Genomic DNA, 15,557 nt, shown 5'->3' on the forward strand with positions numbered 1-15,557 from the left:
ATCGAACAAGCACGGAAGAGAATTGCCGAGTGACAACACGACCATGTTTAACAGTCCCGTTTCGGCCGGGACAACGGCACTTGCAGAAACCTGCCACCCCCCTCGCAGACCGCGCATGCTAGCGTCGCAACCATGACCCGAGAAGGAAAATTAGAAGCCACCTTGATCGATCACTACATGCCGAAATGGCATTTCCGTGAACAACATTGGGTGGCCGTGTCCGCACCCCGCGAAGAAGTACTGCGCGCGGCCCGCGAGATGACCTGGCGAGAGGCTCCGGTGGCGCGCTTCTTCCTGGCCTTCACCCGGAACAAACTGCAGGCCGACGGCAGGGTCCTCGACGACTTCGCGATGGGCGGGGACACCGTACTGGAGCTCTCCGACAACGAATTGCTGTACGGGGGCATCGGCTCCCAGGCCGGCCCCGTGCGCCCGGACCTGCCCATGCCGGAGGTGTTCAGGGACTACGCGGAACCGGGCTGCACCAAGGTCGGTTTCAACATGCACTATTCCGACGGGATACTGACGACGGAGACCAGGATACTCGCCACCGACGAGCAGACCCGGCGGAACTTCGGCCGGTACTGGTTCTTGATCCGCATACCGAGCGGAATCATCAGGATCGCACTTCTCTCCGCGATCAAACGACGGGTCGACGGCGACCGTAAGAACTCCTCGAAGTATTCCGGCCGCCGCCCTTCCGATCAGCCCTGAGAATCCCTGATGAGTTCGATGAACCGGCCTGCCGTCGAGTTTCGGTAGAAGTCCTGGGTGGAAACCTTCGGCAGGCCGAGTTCTCGCATCTCACGGAGCAGCCGGATAACGAGCAGCGAATTCCCGCCGAGCTCGAAGAAGTTGTCCTGCTCGGTTACTTCGGCGTTCAGCGCATGCCCCCAGAGCTTGAGGAGCTGCGCGGCCAGCGGATCGTGACCTGCGCCGGGCACGACAGATTCCCCGGGCCCCTGCGCAGGCCGTACCGCGACCGGAGCCGGGGCCGGGGCAGGCAGTGCGGCCGTGTCGACCTTGCCGTTGATGGTGAGCGGGATGGCGGGGAGTTCGGTGATCGAGGCCGGAACCATGTACGCGGGAAGTACGCGCCGGGCGTGGGCGAGCACGTCGGCGCCGGCTGCCTGGCCGCGCAGCGCCACATAAGCGTCGATGCGGGCGGTCGCCGAGTCCCCGGGTACCTCATGGTTCAGCACCGTCGCCGCCCCCGACACCTCGGGGTGGCTCAGCAGGACGTTGCGGATCTCGTCCAGTTCGATGCGGTGGCCGCGCACCTTGACCTGGCTGTCCAGCCGTCCGAGGTGATCGAGGCCGCCATCGGGGCGCAGCCTGCCTCGGTCGCCGCTGCGGTAGATCCGGCCACCGCCGTACGGATCGTCGACGAAGCGTTCCGCGGTGAGTTCGGGCAGTCCGAGATAGCGGTCGGCGACGCCTGCGCCGCCGACGCAGATCTCCCCGGCGGCTCCGACCGGCAGCAACCGGCCGCGCGGGTCGCGGACCGACAGGGTCCAGCCGGGCAGCGCGGGTCCGACCTGGCGGCCGGCCGCCAGGACGTCGGCAGGAGTCACGGTGTGCGCGGTGACATGGACCGTGGTCTCGGTGATGCCGAACATGTTCACCAGCCGGCAGCCGCTGGGAGAATGCCTGGCGAACCAGGGCGTGAGCATCCGCACGTCGAGCGGTTCACCGCCGAAGACCACCAGTCGTACGGCAAGTTCGGCACTCCCCCGCCGGTCCGCCTCGATCACCTGGGCGAACGCGGACGGAGTCTGGTTGAGCACGGTGACCTGCTCCGTCACGAGCAGCTCGTGGAAGAGCTCGGTGTCACGGGTGACCCAGTGGTCCACGACCACCAGCCGGCCGCCGGTGAGCAGGCAGCCCCAGATCTCCCAGACGGAGAAGTCGAAGGCGCTGGAATGGAACAGCGTCCACACGTCGTCCCCTCCGAGGGCGAAGTCCCCGCGGGTCGCGTCGAGAAGGGCCACCACGTTCCGGTGCGGGACCACGACGCCCTTGGGCCGGCCGGTGGACCCCGAGGTGTAGATGACGTACGCGGGGGCCGAGCCGTCCGCCGGGAGCGGAGTCGGCGCGGCGCCGCCGCCGAGGGCGCGGAGTTCGGCGGGGGTGACGACATGTGTTCCCTGGACGGCCGGGAAGGCTTCGTCGAGACCGCCGACGACTACCGTGACGCCCGCGTTCTCCACGGTGTAGCGCAGCCGCTCCTCGGGGTAGTGCAGGTCCATCGGCACGTAGGCGCAGTCGGCCTTGAGGATTCCGAGAAGGGTCACGACCAGGTCGGCATCGCGTTCCAGAGCCACGCCGACCATGCTGCCGGGGGCGACGCCCAGCGCGCGCAGACCTGCCGCGGTCCGTGCGGCGCGTTCGTCCAGTTCGGCGTAGCTGAGGCTGGTGCCGCCCGCGGTGAGCGCCACCGCGTCGGGACGTTCACGCACGACCTCGGCGAACAGTCCGTGCACCGTACGATCCGCCCCGCCGGTGCGGACGGGGGGCGTGACGCCCAGTCGCAGCACCGCCTCGGTCTCCAGCGGACCCAGCAGCTCGACGGCGTCGAGCCGTCGTTCGCCGCCGTCCGCCAACTGGGCGGCGACACGGGCGACATGAGACGCGAACCGGTCGGCGACGACAGGAGCGAGGTCGCCGAGATCATGACGGAGCACCCCCGAGGCGCTGCCGTCGTCGTACAGGGCGAAGTGCAGTACGGCGGGCAGTTCGGGGGCGAGCGAGGACAGCCGGCGCTCACCGCGCCCGGTCTCCTCGATGAGCACGCCGACACCTGACAGCGGCAGCAGCCCGCCGCCGTAGGAGCCCTCCCACCCGGCGAGGTAGTCGCAGATCCGCTGGTCCTCGTCGACCGTCTCGCCCGCGCCGTACCGCGCGAGCACCAGCGCGGTCGCCGCCGGGAGCAGGGCCCGCCACCCGGCGCGTACTCCGGTGGACGGCTGCGCCGGCAGCACCACCGGCACTTCACCGGTGCGGCCCGCGCCGGCCGGGTCACCGAGACCCCAGTCCAGTGCGGGGCCGGAGCCGTCCGAGGTCCTGGCGGCGCCTGCGGCACTCCGCCCGATGGCGAAAAGGCCCTGCTCAAGGGTGAGTTCGTGGCGGGCCACCAGGACCAGATCGGCGTCGCCGTCGGCGTAGCGCAGCAGTACGGCGCGGAGCGGCAGGCCGGTGGTGTGCAGCGGGCGCTCCGCCTCCTGCCTGACCCGGGCCCCGGCGTCCGGATGCTCCGCCCCGAAGGGCAGGGCGTCCTCCCACAGCCTCAGCTGCGCCAGTTCCGGCCAGGGGCCCCTCGCTTGGGCGCGCAGGCGCTGCCGCAGATCCCCGGCATCGATCGGGCCCGGCACACGGACCACCAGGCTGTGGCAGGACCTGGCCTGACTTCTCGACATGGTCGGACTCCTGATGCAGTACGGAGGGACGGACAAGGACGGGATACGTGGCGCGGGCCTCGGGCGTGGAGGTGGTCAGCGGGCGCTGAAGCCGCCGTCGACGGTGAGGGTGGTTCCCGTGACCTGGCGCGAGTCGTTCCCGGCGAGCCAGACGGCCGCGCCGGCGATGTCCTGCGGTTCGATGAGTGTGTTCATGGGCTGGGACTGCACGAAGATCTCCTCGTGCTCGTCCACATCCACGTCGAGGGACCGGGCGATCTCGGCGAGCATCCGGCCCTCGTGCAGCGGATCGTCGCGGACGGAGCCCGGGCAGAGCGCGTTCACCCGTACCCGGAACGGCCCGTAGTCGAGCGCCGCGGCCTTGGTCAGGCCGATGAGACCGTGCTTGGCCGCGACGTAGCCGGCGAAGTGGCGGTATCCGACGAGGCCCGCGGTCGACGCCACGTTGATGACGCTGCCCGAGCGCTGTTCGATCATGGCCGGGACGACGGCCTTCGTCATCCGCCACGCGCCCGTCAGGTCGACGCCGACCATCAGGTCCCACTCGTCCTCGCTGATCTCGTGGACCGCCTTGCCCGAAGGCGCCGCGATTCCCGCACCGTTGAGCAGCACGTCAACAGTCCCGAACCGGTCGAACGCCTGCCGTGCGACCTCCCGCACCGCCTCGGGCTCGCGCACGTCGGCGGCCACGGTCACGGTGGCGGCACCCTCCTTGCGGCAGAGTTCGGCGGTGTGTTGCAGCTGGTCCGCCGATCCCAACGGGTAGGGCACCGCGGCCAGGTCCTTCGCGATGTCCACGAGGACCAGGTCGGCGCCTTCCCGCGCGAAGCGCACGGCGCAGGACCGGCCGAGCCCGCGGGCCGCACCGGTCACCACGATGATCTTGTCCTGGAGCAGCATGTCCTGGCCCTTCCCTGCCGTCCGCGTCCGTGTCGTACGGGTCATCGCTGCGGTGCCGGTTGCGGCCGCAACGCTTGGGTGACCGCGTCGATGAGCGGCAGCGGCGACTCGGTGAGGTACATGTGCTCCCCGGCCAGTTCCACGAGCCGGAACGCGGCGGAGGTGGCGTGCTGCCACTCGGCGGCCCGTTCCCGGCCGACCAGCCGGTCGTCGGTGCCGCGCAGCGAGGTGACGGGGGTGCGCAGCAACCCGTCCGATACGGGCTTGTAGTTCTCGTGCATCTCCACGTCCGCCCGCAGGATCGGCAGCAGCAGCTCCTGCATGTCGGGGTCAGCAAGCGCGTCGTGCTCGTACCCGGCGAACTCCTGTACCCGGTCGAGGAATTCGTCGTCCGCCAGCCCGGTGGCCCGGCGGCTGCGCCCCGTCCATGGCCCGGGAGATCCGCTCACGAAGAGATGGGTCAGCTCGACGGCCGGGTCCTGCTCCAGTCGGCGGGCCACCTCGTAGGCGAGTACGGCGCCGAGGCTGTGCCCGAAGAGGGCGACGGGGTCACCCCCCACCAGGCCCGCGACGCTCGGCGCGAGTGCGTCGGCCGCCGCTGCGACGTCCCGGAACGGCTCGTCGACGAATTGCTCCTCACGGCCCGGGAGTTGGAGCGGAACAATGCGCGGCGCGTGGTCGGGAAGTGCTTTCCAGGCGCGGTAGAAACCGGCGCCGCCTCCGGCGAAGGGAAGGCACACCAGTGAATGAGTCATGAGCCGCATCGCTTTCTCAGAAGCTGTGTGAGTGCCACGTTCACATTGGCGGAGTCCATGGGCAACGGGCGTTGCACAATGCTGCCAACGCCCGTTGCCCGGCACCCGGGAGGGGGATTTCAGACCGCGTCCATGGCGTCCGCCAGAGACTTCGGGCGCATGTCGGTCCAGTGCTCGTTGATGTAGTCGAGCGACGCTTGGCGGGTGTCCTCACCGTGTGCCACGGTCCAGCCGTCCGGGACCTCGGCGAACGCGGGCCAGAGCGAATGCTGGTTCTCCTCGTTGGTGAGGACCAGGTAGCGGGCGTCGTCATTCTCGAAAGGGTTGGTCGCCATGGTCAGTTCTCCTTCTGGGTGATCTTCAGGGCACGGGCACGGACCGTCTCGACGAAGTCGGGGAGCCGGTCCACACCCCAGAACTTTTCAAATCCGCTGATGAAGTACGGGACTCCGAACACACCGTCGCGGTGCAGGGAGTCGAGCGCCGCGTGGCCGCGTTCGCGCACCTCGTCGTTCTCGTGGGCGCCGGCCAGCAGTTCCGGGTCGAGGTCCAGCTCCTTGCCGACCCGGCGCATGGTGTCGGGCTGCGAGATGTCCTCGCCGAGCTCCCAGCGGGCCCGGTAGACCGCGGCGATGAACTCCCTTCCCGCGCCCAGTTCCTGGGCCACCAGGTAGGACAGGTGCGGAACCTGCCACTGGGGCTCGGTGTCCACCGGCCACACCATGTCCAGGCCGCGGGCCCGGCACAGTCGGCGGACGTCCTGAAGGATGTAGAGGTGCTTCTCCTTGGACATCGGCACGTACGGCAGGGTGATGTTGTTGCGTTCCAGATGGTCCAGTGCGGGCTCGTCCGGTTCCCAGAAGGGAAGCCATTCGATCTGGTCGGCCACGTCCGGGTACTGCCCCAGCAGATCCCGGTAGGCCATCCAGGAGTAGGGGCTGCGGAACGAGAAGTACCAGCGAGGCCCTCTTCGTGCCATCTCCGCCTCCAATGGGCTCGGGGGAATGGATCGGTCGGGTCTGGTCAGGTCAGGTCAGATGGTGATGCCGCCGTCGATCTGCAGTACGGAGCCGGTGATGTAGGCGGCCTTGTCCGAGACCAGGTAGGCGACCAGGTCGGCGACCTCCTCCGCGGTGCCCATGCGGCGCAGCGGGATCGAGGAGAGGGCTTCCTTGCGGGCCTTGTCGTTCATCGCCGTGACCATGTCGGTCTCGATGAAGCCGGGGGCAACCGCGTTGACCCTGATGCCGGAGCGGCCGGTCTCCTTGGCCAGGGCGCGGGAGAAACCGATGATCCCGGCCTTGGACGCGGAATAGTTGGTCTGGGTGGCATGGCCGTAAACACCGGCGACCGAGGAGAGATTGACGATCGCCCCGCTGCGGCGCTTCATCATGCCGAAGACCACGGCACGGCAGACGTGGTAGACGCCGTCGAGGTTGGTGGCGACGACCTGGCGCCACTGCTCGTCCTCCATGAGGACCAGCGGGTTGTCGCGGGTGATGCCCGCGGCGGTGACCGCCGCGTCGATGTGACCGAACCGGTCTTCGGTCGCGGCGATCCAGGCCCGTACGGAAGCAGCCTCGGTGACGTCGACCCGGGTGCCCGTCACCCTCGTGCCGCTGTCCCCGGTCTCCTTCTCCAGGGTGCGGGCGGACGTGTCGTCCGAGCGGTAGCAGAAGGCGACGTCGAATCCGTCGCGGGCCAGTGCGCGGACCGTTGCCCGGCCGATGCCGCGCGACCCACCGGTGACCAGGGCCACCCGGTTCGTGCTGTCTCCCATGATGTCTCATTCCTCAGTGTGCGGTCGGGTCAGGTGGTGGCGGCGACGGGGCGCGGCTCCTCGGCAGGACGCAGCTCCTCGGCAGGACGGAAGGCCATGACGATCCGGGCGACGGTCATCACCGTCTCGCCCGCCGAGCGGCTCTCGCCCTCGAAAAGGAGGGTGTCGTCGATCCTGCGGTCGAGCCTGACCCTGTGTTCCAGGACCTCCCCGGGAAGCACCGGCCGGTGGAACTCGACGCCGGTCATGGCACCGAAGAGCATCACCTGCCCCGTCAGGACGTCCGGGTTGGGGTCGTCCCAGGTGGCGAGGACCCCGGCCGACTGGCACCAGGACTCCACCAGGAGCGCGGCGGGGTAGGCGAAGTCCTCGTCGGGGCTGTCCGGGCCGAGCTTCTCGTACCAGGGTTCGTTGCAGGTGACCGCCTTGAGCGCGGTCAGCCGCTCGCCGGGTACGACGTCGACGACCCGGTCGACGAGCAGCATCGGGAAGCGGTGCGGCAGCCGGGCCCTGATGTCGCGCTGGCCGCTCATCGCGCCGCCTCCGTCCGGGCAGTGCGGGTGCGGTAGCGCAGCCGTACCGTGGCGGCGGCGCCGCGCCCGGTGGTGAGCTTCGCCCTGCACTGCCAGTCCCCGCCCGGAGTCTGCTTCCAGCCCATGGCGATGTCCACCCGGTCACCTGGGAAGACGGGGCCCGTGAACCGGGTCGATTCGACGGCGGCCAGCTCGGGGTCCTTCGCTCCGCCGGGCGCGGTGGCCACCGCACCGAGGTGGGCGCACTCCACCAGGCAGACGCCGGGGAAGATCGGGAAGCCCGGGTAGTGGCCGGGCAGCACGGTCTCCGTGTCCCGGACGGTGAAGCGGGCCGCGGTGTGCGACTCGTCCTCGGCGGGCAGCACTTCGACAGGTCCCGCGAGCGGGCTCGCGGCGGGCATCAGGCTGCCTGCTGCGCCGCGTCGAATTTGCCGAGCAGCAGGTCGTAGGCGCTCTGCAGGGTGACGATCTGCTTGAGCTCGGACTCCGGAAGCTTGATGCCGTACTTCTTCTCCAGGACGACGACGACCTCCAGAGCCATCAGCGAGTCGACCTCCAGGTCGTCGACGAACCTGGCGTCGTCGGTCACCTCGGACACCTCGACGTCCAGTACCTGTGCCACTACGGCGCGGAGCTCTTCCTTCTCCAGCATGGGTTCCTGTTCCTCTCGTCAACTGCGGGGCGGGGCGGGCGGACAGGCTCAGCGCAGGCCGAGCAGGGCGCAGCCGACGGTGCCGGTGCGGTCCACGGAAGTGATCACGCCGATCCGGCCGGCCGCGAGCTCGGGCCGGTCGGCGGCGTACGACAGCAGTGCGGCGGTCTGGAAGGCCGCCGCGGCAGCTCCGGTGTCGCCGATCAGGGAGGTGGGTGTCAGATCGGTGGGATTCACCGCTGCGAAGACCTCCAGCACGGCGTCGCTCTCGCCCCTGCCTTCGCGTCCCGGTGCTCCGGAGCGGGCGACGGCGACCACCTGGGCCGGGTCGACGCCGGCCCGGCGCAGCGCGGAGCGCAGGCAGGAGACGAGGGTGGGGCGGGTGTCGCCGTCGAGCACCACACCGAGTTCGACGGCGAGGAGTTCGGCGAGGACGGGCTGGCCGGGGTCGTCGGGGTCGTACGGCTCGACCAGGAGCATCGCGCAGCCTTCCCCGAGCGGGGCGGTCGTGCCGGTGCCTTCGTCCGGGTCGTCGGCCGACCGGCGTTCCAGCCAGGAGCGGGCCTGCGAGAACTCCTCGGCGGCGCCGCACAGGACGGTTCGGGCGCGCCCCGAACTCAGCAGCCTGCGCGAGTAGTTGAGAGCGTACAGCCCGGCGGTGCGGCCGCCCGCGATGGTGGCGTTGGGGCCCTTGAGCTGGTACCAGATGGCGCTCTGTCCGGCGGCGCAGTTCATCACCGTGTTGGGGAAGCGCGCCGGGTCGACGAAGAAGGGCTGGTCACCGGTGAGGGATTCCCGGGTGAAGTCCATCATCGACTGGGCGCTGCCGGTAGTGGTGCCGAGCGCGAAGGCCGCCCCCTCCCCCGTGCCGACGGCCCGGTTGCGCTCGCCGTCGTCGAGGAGGGCACCGACGGTGGTGACGGCGAGCCCGGTGACCCGGTCCATGGAGCGGGTGCCCTTCTTGCCCAGCACCTCACGGACGCTGAAGGAGGGCACGACGCAGCCGTAACCGTCGGGGGTGACGCCGTGCTCGGGACCGAGTTCGGTGACGGTCGCGCGCCGCTCGCGCAGGCCGTCGGCGAACGCCGAGCTGCCGATGCCGTACGAGGACACGGCCGACCAGGCGGTGATCACCGGGTGTCCGGCGCCCGTGGTGAGTGTGGACATGACCGTCACGCATTCCTTCCGCTCGAACAACTCATAAGAAACAGACCATTCGGTACTCGGTCCAGCGGGTGGCCAGTTCGCCGTCCCGCGCGACCCGGATGCCGTCGAGCAGCCGGCCGGGCGAGTGCGCCGCACCGACCGCCGCGAGACCGGGCTCCTCCGCCCAGACGCCGACGCCCGCTTCGATCAGCGTGCGCAGCCCCTTGCGGGGGTCGCTGAGGGTGTCCACCGTGCGGTTTCCGATCCGCAGCGGCGGGGGCGGGCCCGCGTTCAGCGCATACGTCACGGCCTGGCCGCGCAGCAGGATGTCGAGGCCGCCGAGCTGCCGGTGCAGTTCGGCGGCGAGGTAGAACTCGTCGAAGAACTGCTTCTCCAACGCACCCCGGTGTCCGCGCTCGACGATCGCGAGCACCCGCCCGTCCGGACGGTCGATGTCCGTGCCCGCCCGGTTCTCCTGAGTGGCCATCAGATCACCCCCATCAGAAGGGTCTTGGTGGCCGCGGCCACGTTGGCGGCGTATCCTCCCGGCGGCCGCAGCACGACCTCCGGCAGGTGGTCGACGACGCCCCGGTCGTCGCTGCAGAACCGGCAGCCGTACCAGTACAGACGGTCGGGGAACGCGGCCAGCAGCTCCTGGGCCAGGGCCGCCGTGGACGGGTACTCGCGGTTCCAGTCGGCCAGGTTGCGCGGCTTTTCCGGGCCCAGGGCGCGCTGGGTGAGCAGCGTCGCGTATCCACAGGTCCACACCTGCACGGCGGCGCCCCGTTCCAGCAGCGACTGGGTCAGCCTGAGTGCGGTGGTGACCTGGTCGGAGTCGTGCGGCGCACCCATGAGGGTGATCAGTACATCCGTGTGCGGAATGGTCCTGGCCACTCAGTGCCACACCACCCGGACGGCGGGATCGAGGATCCAGCCCGCAACCTCGTCCATGGCGACCACGCGGAGTTCGGGCCTGAGCGGGGTTTGGTCGAGTCCCCGCTGGGCGAGCGAGAACCCGTCGGCGGCCAGTACCCCGCCCCCCTTCTGGAACCGGTCCAGGTCCTCGTCGCTGCCCGGCACCGCCAGCACGACACCGTCCTGGACCAGGAAGAGGAGTACGGAGTGCCCGATGAGCGCCTGGGTGACGGCATCGCGCCGGAAGCCGCCCGCGTCCCGCATGACCCGACCGTGGCTCTCGATGAGCAGCAGCCGGGGCGGGGCACCGCTCTCCCAGATCTCGGTCACGTCTACGGCGCCTTGCCGTTGATCGCGTCGACGACCCGCTGGTCGAGGCTGACCAGGCTCCAGTCGCGGCGGTTCTCGATGACCGCGTACCCGTGCACGATGCTGCCGGTCGCGGTCTTCACCAGCTTGCCTTCGCGCAGTACGTAGAAGTCCATCCGCGAGGTGTAGGTGAAGTCCTTGAAGACGTCCTCGACGGTGTAGACCGTGTAGAGGTCCTCCTCCATCAGCGCCTCGTCGAGGATGCGGATGTCGGAGCGGGGCACGACCGGAATCCAGCGGCGGTCATCGAGAAGGGTCTTGATGGAGATGCCGCGGTCGGCGACGAAGCGGTCCTTGCCCTCCTCCATCAGCCGCAGGTAGCCGGACATCTGGATGCGCTCCGTGAAGTGGCAGTACGGGTACGGAATGTTCCACTTCCAGGCGTACGCGTTGCGCCCCGCGGTGAGCGAGGCGAGGATCTCCGCCTCGGCCGGGGCCACTGCGGGGGTCTCGCGCTCCAGGTCGTCACCGAGGGTGGCCACGGCGTACTGGGCCAGCTCGGCCGGGATGTCGCCGGCCGCCTCCAGGTAGGTGTCGATCCGCAGCGAAACCCGCACCTTGGCGGTGACCGCCTTGAGCGTCTCGCCGCCCCGCTCGAACCGGATGGTGACCTTGAAGCCGATGGTGGCGGCCCCGGCCTCGCCCTTCGGGGTCCACGGCACGACCTCGGCTTCGGCGACGTCGTCCATGTGGAAGGCGTGCAGGATGCGGCTGTCGATGGAGACCAGGTCGAGGCCGAGGCCGTGCGTCTCGTAGAGCGCCCGGGCCGGCAGTCCGGTCTGACGGAAGTGGTCGAGCACGGCTTCCTCGATGAGGTAGTTGACGTGCTTGAACCCGATCCAGGTGCAGATGTTCGAGCCCTCGTACCGGGGGCGGACCTGCGTGGTGGTGGTCGTGGTGAGGAGCGCCTTGACGGCGGTCTCCGTGACGAGGGTCATCGCTGGGACTCCAGGGCGTCGAGGGGGGCGGTCCGCCGGAGCGGGGTCCCGCCCGGTGATGAGTGGAGGAACTCCCGTATCTGCGCGGCGAATTGTTCGGCCGCCTCGATCATCGGGAAGTGCCCGCAGCCCGGCACTACGTGGGCGTACGCATCGGGCAGGGCAGCGGCGAGCGCCAAGCTCTCGGCGGGCGGCGCCGCGAAGTCGGTCTCACCGCTCAGCACGAGGGTGCGCGCGGTGATCCGGCCGGTCTGCAGTGAGGGGGTGCGCAGGTAGAGCTCGAAGAAGCGCAGCCAGCCGTAGGGCCCGACCCGGTCGCGCACCCGCCGGCCCATGGCCTGCTGGATGTCGGCGGAGAGCCTGCCGCCGGAGTGGACGCGGATCCCCTCTTCCATGATCAGGTGGAATTCGTTCAGGTAGTAGCTGATCGAATCCCAGTCGAACTCTTCCTGGTCCGCCCGGAAGAAGGGGGACACCAGCACCAGCGAGCGGATGCCGTAGTGGCGCAGCGCGTCGGTGCCGCCCCTGGCCTTCTGGTCGAGCAGGTCGAGGAGCACGTTGGCGGCCATCGAGTGGGCGACGAGCGTCTCGGCGCGGCCCGGCACCAGCTCCAGGGCCCGGGCGAGCCAGCCCCTCAGATTGGGGTCCTGGCCCCATTCGGTGATGCCGTCGGTACGCCAGGGAAGCCGGGCGGTCCAGATCTCGGCGTCCTCGGGGAGGAGGCCGAGCGTGCGGTCCCAGACGCTGTCGTTGGCGGCGAGCCCGTGCAGCAGCAGCATCCGCCCGCCGGTTCCCGCCGTGCGCCGTTCGACCGAGACCGGTCGCAGATCGAGGTTGGTGTTCACCTATGCCGCCTCCGGCGCAAGCAGCAGGAGTTCCGCGCTCGCGTCGTTCGACGCGGTGCCCACGACTGCCTGGACGGGGCCCCGCTCGCCGACATCGAACCATCCGACGGCGGCGGCGCACTGCAGGACTCCGTACGCCCCGGAAGCCCGCCCGAGGTGTTCCGGGAGCTGCCAGCGACGGCCGAGGGCCGGCCCCGGGTCGCCGGCCCTGCGGCTGTAGGGGCCGACCACGGCACGTACGTTCGCCGAGCGTTCCACCGCGGCCGTCCGGGACTCCAGGAGCAGAGCCGCGCCGCCGTCCACCGCACGGGTGCCGCCGAGGAGCCGGCGCACCACGTCGTTGTCGGGTTCGACGCCCAGGACGAGGACCCGGTCCGTACGGCCGGCCGTGATCATCGTGACCGCCCAGTGGACGGCGTCGAGACCGGACGTCTCGCCGTTGCAGACCATCAGGTTGGGTCCGCGCAGGCCGTAACGGATGGCAGCCGAGGAGGCGATGACGTTGCTGGAGGCATTGGGCAGGTCCATCGGGCTGGTCGCCGTGACGGTCTCGTCCCTGATGGTGTCCAGGGCCCGTACGACGGTGTCCAGGTTGCCGAAGTTGGAGCTGACGACCATGCCGACGGATTCGGCGGGCACGGTGAGTCCGTCCTCGCCCAGCAGTCCCGCGTCGCCGAGCGCCGCGGCGGTCAGGCAGTAACCGAGCTGGGTGGCACGGTCCTTGTAGCGAAGGCCCTTGCGGCCCACGTAACCCGCGGGCTCGACCGGGGCACCGCCCGGCGCGGGTCCTTCGGCGAGGGCCCGTACGGTGTCGGCGCCCGGCAGCAGGACGGCAGCCCCGGTGACGACGACAGCAGCACTCCGCGTGCTCATCGGGTTCCTTCCACGATGGTGACGGCGTTGATGCCGCCGAATCCGAAAGCGTTGAGCTGCGCCACGTTCAGCTGCCGGCCGTCGGCCGCCTCGCCGGTGACGAAGCGGAACCGCGCGGCCTCCTCGACCGGCTCGTCCAGGCCCACGGTCGGCGGCACCCGCCCTTCGTTCAGGGCGCGTACGCCCACGACCAGGTTGAGCAGACCGGACGCCCCCGAGGTGTGCCCCGTCATCGACTTCACGGCCGTCATGAGCGGCCGGTCCGCGTCGTCGCCGAGCACGGCGGCGAGCGCGGTGGCCTCCGCCTCGTCGTTGAGCAGGGTGCCGGTGCCGTGCAGCATCACGAGGTCGACGTCCGAGGGCTTGACCCCGGCGATGCGGTGCGCGGCGCGCATGGCCTCGGCGATGCCGTCCGGCGACGGGGCGGTGACGTGGTAAGCGTCGCAGTTGACGGCGACGCCGCGCAGCCGCCCGTACACCTGGGGAGCGTCGCGGTCGGTGCGGCGCAGCACGATCGCTGCGGCGCCGTCGCCCATCAGGACGCCCGTACGGTTGCGGTCGAAGGGGCGCACCCGATCCGGCGGCACCGGATGGACGCGCTCCAGGAGTCCGTACATGGACTCGGTCAGTACGTCGACACCGGCGACGATCACGGTGTCGGGGGCGTCGTCGCCCTCCTGGTCCAGCAGGTCGGAGCCGAGCGCCAGCGCGTACAGGGAGGCCGAGCAGGCGTTGGAGAAGGTGTGGGTGACATCGGCGTTGAAGCGCTCACGCAGCTTGGTGCCGAAGTGCAGCCCGGAGTCGGCGAACGGTGAGCCGTCGCGCCACCAGAGTTCGAGCGAGCGCAGCTCGCGCAGTCCGGTGCCGATCAGGATCGGGATGCCGCTCAGGTCCTCGCCGAGTCCGGCGTCCGCCGCTGCCTGTCCGATCGCGTCGAGGAGCAGCCGGGTGGCGCGGCCGGGTATGTCCTCGCCGGGCACGGGGCGGTCGTCCACCTCGTAGGCGTGCTGGGCCCGGAACCGGGTGCGGTCGAAGCCGCGGAGTTCGGCCCGGCCACTGCGGCCCTGGCACAGGCTCTCGAAGAGTTCGTCGACCCCGGAGCCGGTCGCTGCGACGGCGCCCATCCCGATGATGGGGCGGATCGTCATGACGCCTCCTTGATTGCGTCGTACCGGCCGAGCAGCACCGCCGCGTTGTTGCCGCCGAAGGCGAGACCGTTGTTCTGAACGATCCGCAGGTCGGCCTCGACCGCCTGGTTCGGCACGCAGTCGACGTCGCACTCGGGGTCGGTGGTGACGTGGTTGATGGTGGGCGGGATGAAGCGGTTCTGGATGGCGAGGGCGCAGCCGATCGCGCCGAGCGCGCTGGCCGCGCCCATGCTGTGGCCGAGCATCGACTTCATGGAAACGGTGCGGGGAGGCGTGTCTCCGAAGACCTGGCGGATGGCGCCCGCCTCGGTGATGTCGTTGGCCCTGGTGCCGGTGCCGTGGGCGGAGATGAGGTCCACCTCGTGCGGTGCGACGCCGGCGTTGTCCAGTGCGAGCCGCATCAGTTCGGCGACGCTGTCGCGGTCGGGGGCGACCTGGTGGTGCGCGTCGCAGTTGAGGCCGTAGCCGAGCACTTCGGCGTAGATGGTGGCGCCCCGCTCCAGAGCGGAGTCGAGACGCTCCAGGACGAGTACGCCGGCGCCCTCTCCGGTGAGGATCCCCTTGCGGTCCACGTCGAAGGGCTGGCAGCGGTCGGGGGCGATGGTGCCCAGGCGGTAGAAGCCGGTGAAGGTCTTGCGGCACATCGCGTCCGCGCCTCCGCAGAAGGCGAACTCCGCCTCGCCGGAGCTCACCGCGTCGAAGCCGTACCCGATCGCGTAGTTGCCCGCGGAGCAGGCGGTGGGGATGGTGAGCGCCTCCACGTCCCAGAGTCCCAGTTCCTGGGCGATGGCCACCGACAGCCGCCCGGCGGGCACCCGCCGGGCAGCCGCCGGGTCGAACGATCCGACGCCGTCGGCGAGTTCGCTCTCGACCAGCTGGTCGAGGTCGTAGCTCTCGCCGTCGGTGGTGCCGATGGAGATCAGCCCGCGGCGGGTGCGCAGCTCCGCCAGGTCGAGTCCCGAGTCCTCCAGGGCCATCCGGGCGGCCGCCGCCGAGAACTGCGCGGCCCTGCCGAGCTGTTCCACGTCCAGCGTGCTGATCCACTCCCGCGGGTCGAAGTCCGTGATCTCGCACCCGTTCGCGTGGGCGAAGCCCTCGGTGTCGAACACCGTGATGGGCCGCGCCCCGCTGCGCCCTTCGCGGAGTCCCTGCAGGAACTCCTTGGCCCCCAGCCCGATGCTGGAGACCACACCGAGTCCCGTGAGGACGACCCGGTGCCGCTCGGTCCGGACCTGGCCGGTACCGCGCACTGCCGTCATGCCAACCTCCCAATCAACCGCAGTGGGA

Annotated in this window: 19 protein-coding genes; 1 reads left to right on the forward strand and 18 read right to left on the reverse strand. The window is 70.2% G+C overall.

All coding sequences use genetic code 11. The features are described from left to right. Positions 1–132: 132 nt before the first annotated feature. Positions 133–714, forward strand: a complete 582-nt coding sequence (locus tag OG897_RS19830; protein ID WP_266658534.1) for a hypothetical protein — start codon at positions 133–135, stop codon at positions 712–714. Here the strand turns inward: OG897_RS19830 and OG897_RS19835 are convergent. From OG897_RS19835 to OG897_RS19920, 18 genes are all read right to left on the reverse strand, one after another. Next, complete coding sequence (locus OG897_RS19835; protein ID WP_266658535.1) at positions 705–3,416, reverse strand: non-ribosomal peptide synthetase; 2,712 nt, start codon at positions 3,414–3,416, stop codon at positions 705–707. The genes OG897_RS19830 and OG897_RS19835 overlap by 10 nt on opposite strands. Positions 3,417–3,491: 75 nt before the next feature. Then, entirely contained in the window at positions 3,492–4,316 is an 825-nt protein-coding gene (locus OG897_RS19840; RefSeq protein ID WP_266660331.1) for an SDR family oxidoreductase, read from the reverse strand. A gap of 41 nt (positions 4,317–4,357) precedes the next feature. Further along, entirely contained in the window at positions 4,358–5,071 is a 714-nt protein-coding gene (locus OG897_RS19845; RefSeq protein WP_266658536.1) for a thioesterase II family protein, read from the reverse strand. Between the two features lie 119 nt (positions 5,072–5,190). Continuing rightward, positions 5,191–5,406 (reverse strand): MbtH family protein, encoded by a 216-nt coding sequence (locus OG897_RS19850; RefSeq protein ID WP_266658537.1) that lies wholly within the window; start codon positions 5,404–5,406, stop codon positions 5,191–5,193. 2 nt (positions 5,407–5,408) lie between these two features. Further along, positions 5,409–6,050, reverse strand: coding sequence for a 2-hydroxychromene-2-carboxylate isomerase (locus OG897_RS19855; protein ID WP_266658538.1), 642 nt, complete (start codon positions 6,048–6,050; stop codon positions 5,409–5,411). Positions 6,051–6,104: 54 nt separating this feature from the next. Continuing rightward, positions 6,105–6,851: a 3-oxoacyl-[acyl-carrier-protein] reductase gene (gene fabG / locus OG897_RS19860; RefSeq protein WP_266658539.1), complete on the reverse strand. Its 747-nt coding sequence runs from the start codon at positions 6,849–6,851 to the stop codon at positions 6,105–6,107. 29 nt (positions 6,852–6,880) lie between these two features. Beyond that, positions 6,881–7,384, reverse strand: coding sequence for a 3-hydroxyacyl-ACP dehydratase FabZ family protein (locus OG897_RS19865; RefSeq protein ID WP_266658540.1), 504 nt, complete (start codon positions 7,382–7,384; stop codon positions 6,881–6,883). Continuing rightward, positions 7,381–7,785 (reverse strand): 3-hydroxyacyl-ACP dehydratase FabZ family protein, encoded by a 405-nt coding sequence (locus tag OG897_RS19870; protein ID WP_266658541.1) that lies wholly within the window; start codon positions 7,783–7,785, stop codon positions 7,381–7,383. Before OG897_RS19870 ends, OG897_RS19865 begins: the two co-directional genes overlap by 4 nt. After that, positions 7,785–8,036, reverse strand: a complete 252-nt coding sequence (locus tag OG897_RS19875) for an acyl carrier protein (RefSeq protein ID WP_266658542.1) — start codon at positions 8,034–8,036, stop codon at positions 7,785–7,787. The genes OG897_RS19870 and OG897_RS19875 overlap by 1 nt, the downstream gene beginning before the upstream one ends. 48 nt (positions 8,037–8,084) lie before the next feature. Continuing rightward, positions 8,085–9,203: a beta-ketoacyl synthase N-terminal-like domain-containing protein gene (locus OG897_RS19880; RefSeq protein ID WP_266658543.1), complete on the reverse strand. Its 1,119-nt coding sequence runs from the start codon at positions 9,201–9,203 to the stop codon at positions 8,085–8,087. Positions 9,204–9,234: 31 nt separating this feature from the next. Further along, positions 9,235–9,669: a hypothetical protein gene (locus OG897_RS19885; protein ID WP_266658544.1), complete on the reverse strand. Its 435-nt coding sequence runs from the start codon at positions 9,667–9,669 to the stop codon at positions 9,235–9,237. Next, on the reverse strand, positions 9,669–10,076 hold the full coding sequence (locus OG897_RS19890; RefSeq protein WP_266658545.1) for a hypothetical protein: 408 nt from the start codon (positions 10,074–10,076) through the stop codon (positions 9,669–9,671). The genes OG897_RS19885 and OG897_RS19890 overlap by 1 nt, the downstream gene beginning before the upstream one ends. Then, a complete protein-coding gene (locus OG897_RS19895) occupies positions 10,077–10,427 on the reverse strand; it encodes a hypothetical protein (protein WP_266658546.1) in 351 nt (116 codons plus the stop codon). A 2-nt stretch (positions 10,428–10,429) separates the two neighbouring features. Beyond that, on the reverse strand, positions 10,430–11,404 hold the full coding sequence (locus OG897_RS19900) for a hypothetical protein (protein ID WP_266658547.1): 975 nt from the start codon (positions 11,402–11,404) through the stop codon (positions 10,430–10,432). Then, positions 11,401–12,249 (reverse strand): alpha/beta fold hydrolase, encoded by an 849-nt coding sequence (locus tag OG897_RS19905; protein WP_266658548.1) that lies wholly within the window; start codon positions 12,247–12,249, stop codon positions 11,401–11,403. The genes OG897_RS19900 and OG897_RS19905 overlap by 4 nt, the downstream gene beginning before the upstream one ends. Beyond that, positions 12,250–13,122 (reverse strand): beta-ketoacyl synthase N-terminal-like domain-containing protein, encoded by an 873-nt coding sequence (locus OG897_RS19910; protein WP_266658549.1) that lies wholly within the window; start codon positions 13,120–13,122, stop codon positions 12,250–12,252. Continuing rightward, a complete protein-coding gene (locus tag OG897_RS19915; protein ID WP_266658550.1) occupies positions 13,119–14,270 on the reverse strand; it encodes a beta-ketoacyl synthase in 1,152 nt (383 codons plus the stop codon). The genes OG897_RS19910 and OG897_RS19915 overlap by 4 nt, the downstream gene beginning before the upstream one ends. Beyond that, on the reverse strand, positions 14,267–15,529 hold the full coding sequence (locus OG897_RS19920) for a beta-ketoacyl synthase (RefSeq protein WP_266658551.1): 1,263 nt from the start codon (positions 15,527–15,529) through the stop codon (positions 14,267–14,269). The genes OG897_RS19915 and OG897_RS19920 overlap by 4 nt, the downstream gene beginning before the upstream one ends. Between the last annotated feature and the right edge of the window lie 28 nt (positions 15,530–15,557).

It is taken from the genome of Streptomyces sp. NBC_00237, from assembly GCF_026342435.1.
In the GTDB taxonomy this organism is placed as follows: Bacteria; Actinomycetota; Actinomycetes; order Streptomycetales; family Streptomycetaceae; genus Streptomyces.